This is a genomic window from Aquipuribacter hungaricus (genome assembly GCF_037860755.1).
GTDB lineage: Bacteria > Actinomycetota > Actinomycetes > Actinomycetales > JBBAYJ01 > Aquipuribacter > Aquipuribacter hungaricus.
The window spans coordinates 1-2,561 of the sequence record NZ_JBBEOI010000363.1 but is presented as its reverse complement, the minus strand read 5'-3'; the positions used below and the strand labels follow the sequence as shown (position 1 = coordinate 2,561).

At 77.9% G+C, this 2,561-nt stretch carries 3 protein-coding genes; 1 reads left to right on the top strand and 2 read right to left on the bottom strand.

Going from position 1 to position 2,561, the window contains the following annotated elements; all coding sequences use genetic code 11:
• Both WCS02_RS19635 and WCS02_RS19630 read right to left on the bottom strand, forming a co-directional pair.
• Positions 1–901, bottom strand: a 901-nt coding sequence (locus WCS02_RS19635; RefSeq protein ID WP_340295966.1) for a LacI family DNA-binding transcriptional regulator, incomplete at its 3' end; no start/stop codon positions are given.
• Positions 902–1,000: 99 nt separating this feature from the next.
• Positions 1,001–1,393, bottom strand: coding sequence for a PPOX class F420-dependent oxidoreductase (locus WCS02_RS19630; RefSeq protein ID WP_340295965.1), 393 nt, complete (start codon positions 1,391–1,393; stop codon positions 1,001–1,003).
• A gap of 191 nt (positions 1,394–1,584) precedes the next feature.
• Here WCS02_RS19630 and WCS02_RS19625 point away from each other — a divergent pair, with 191 nt between their 5' ends.
• Positions 1,585–2,403 (top strand): endonuclease/exonuclease/phosphatase family protein, encoded by an 819-nt coding sequence (locus WCS02_RS19625; protein WP_340295964.1) that lies wholly within the window; start codon positions 1,585–1,587, stop codon positions 2,401–2,403.
• The last annotated feature ends 158 nt before the right edge of the window (positions 2,404–2,561 follow it).

Here is a 2,561-nt window from a genome sequence, read left to right as displayed (position 1 = left end):
CCCGCAGCAGGGCGGCGTCCTCCACGGGCGGGGTCCCGGTGCCCGCCGGCGCGCTCGAGGCACGCACGACGAGCCGGGCGCGGGTGCGCACCCGGTTGGGCACGGGCCGTCCGCCGAGGCGGCCCAGCAGCAGCCGGGCGGCGCAGCGGCCCTGCTCGAGCAGGTGCTGGTCGAGGCTGCTGAGGCCCGTGGGGGACGTCGCGGCGGCCTCGGTGTCGTCGAACCCGACGACCGCCACGTCCTCGGGGACCCGGAGCCCGTGCACGCGCAGGGCGTCCATGGCCCCCAGGGCCATCTCGTCGTTGGCCGCGAACACCGCGTCCACCTGGTCCTCGCCGCCGGCGTCGAGCCGCTGGAGCAGCGCCGTGGTCCGGCGGTACGCCAGCTCCCGCGAGAAGTCGGCGCGCACCGTCCGCACGGCCCCGCCCGGCAGGCCGAGCCGGGCGCAGGCGGCGACGAAGGCCTGCTCGCGGGTCCGGCTGTCGCTGTTGTCGACGATCCCGCCGACCACCAGCGGGCGGCGGCGGCCGTCGGCGAGCAGGTGGCGCGCGGCCAGCGCGGCGCCCGCGGCGTTGTCGCAGCTGACGTCCGGCACGGCGTGGTGCCCGCCGCCCAGCGTCACGACCGGGAGCCGGCCGACCCGGTCGAGCCGGCCGATCTGCGCGAGCAGGTCCGCGACGCACGAGGCACCCGTCGTCGGGTCCACGACGGCGGTGACGGCGAGGGCGTCCACGGTGCCCTCGCGCACCAGGCGGGCGACCCACGGCTGCGCCAGGGCAGCGGAGGGCGGCAGCACGAGCACCAGCACGGAGCCGGCGGCGGCGGCGAGCACCTCGGACATGCCGGCGGCGACGCGCAGGACGTAGTCCTCGGCACGGTTGACCACCAGGCCCACGCGCACGTGCCCACCTCCGCCCCGCAGCACCACCGCTGCCTCGTCGTCGCAGCGCTCACCTGTCCTCGGCACCTGGGCGGGGGGACCTGAGCCCGGCGGCGCGTGTCAGCCCATGGCGTGCAGGGAGTCGGGCCGGATCGCCAGGACGACGCGGACCTGGTCGCGGCCGCCGTACCAGGGGTAGGGGGTGCCCAGGTAGCGCTGGGCGAGGGCGTCGATGTGCTCGGCCGCGCCCTCCGTCGTCGCGCTCACCACGAGGCCGCGGGCGGAGAAGTACCTCGACGGGTTGCCGGGGTCGGACACCGTGACCGCCACCCGGGGGTCGCGGGCCACGTTGCGGGTCTTCTGGTAGCCCTCGACCGTGTTGACGAGGATGTGCTCGCCGTCGGTGTCCACCCAGGTCTGGGTCAGCTGCGGCGACCCGTCGGGCATGGTCGTGGCGAGGTAGCAGGTGCTGGGCAGCCGGAGCAGGCGGAGGAGCTCGTCGGGCATGGGCATGGCGGGGGCCTCTCGGGCGGGTGGCGCAGGGGACTCGCGTCCGGGCACGCGCTGCGCCCGCGCCGGGCAGCGACCGGCCGGACGGTTGTGTTCCCGCACCCGGGGGGCGGCACGGAGGCGTCGGGCAGCCGTCACCCGACGGCCACCGGCAGGTCGCCCACCGGTCACCGGCTGCGACATAGCGTCACGGCATGACCCGCACCCCGGCCGCCGTGGCCCTCGTCGTCGCCGCGCTGCTCGCCCTGCTCACCGCCCCGGCCGCCACGGCCGCGACCGGGGAGCCCGGTCCGACCGCCAGGCCGCCGGGCGCGGTGCCGTACGCCACGCTGCAGCTCAACCTCTGCCTGTCCGGCGTCGCGGGCTGCTTCGGCGGCACCGCCTACCCGTCGGTCGTGGACGAGGCGGTGCGGACCGTCGCACGGACGGGCGCCGACGTGGTCACCGTCAACGAGGCCTGCAGCGGGGACGTGGCGCGCCTCGCCGCGGAGACCGGGATGGACTCCCGCTTCGCCACCGTGCTCTACCGGGGCGTCCCGCTGCCGTGCGTGAGCCCCGGCGGGCGGGGCGTGTTCGGCAACGCGGTGCTGACCCGGTCCGCGGTCGTCGCCTCCGAGGACCGGGCCTTCGTCGCGCAGGCGGGCGCGGAGGAGCGCCGCTGGCTGTGCGCCACCACCGAGGACGGCGTGCGCGCCTGCACCGCCCACCTCAGCGTGGCGGGCACCGCCGCGCAGGCCGCCACCAACGACGCCCAGTGCCGGGAGCTCGAGCAGGTGCTCGCAGCGGGCGGCCCCCGCACCGCCACCGTCTTCGGCGGTGACGTCAACCGGCAGAGCGGCTGCGCCCCGGCCGGCGCGTGGACGCTGCGCGACGACGCCGCGACCCAGGCCCCCGGCATCCAGCACGCCTACGGCACCCGGTCGCGGCTGCTCCGGCCCGTCGCGGAGGTCGTGCCCATGACGTTCACCGACCACGACGCCCTGCTCGTCCGCGCCCTGCTCCGCACGTCCTGACCGACCGGCACGCCCCGGACGTCGCACGCCCTGACGCGGGCACCGGGGCGGCGGCGGACGGGACGGGGGCCGGTGCGACACTCGTCCCAGCGGTGCGGGCCCGACGCGCCGGCCCAGGCCCGCTGTCCCCGCGGCGGGAGCCAGGCCGGCTGCGCGGT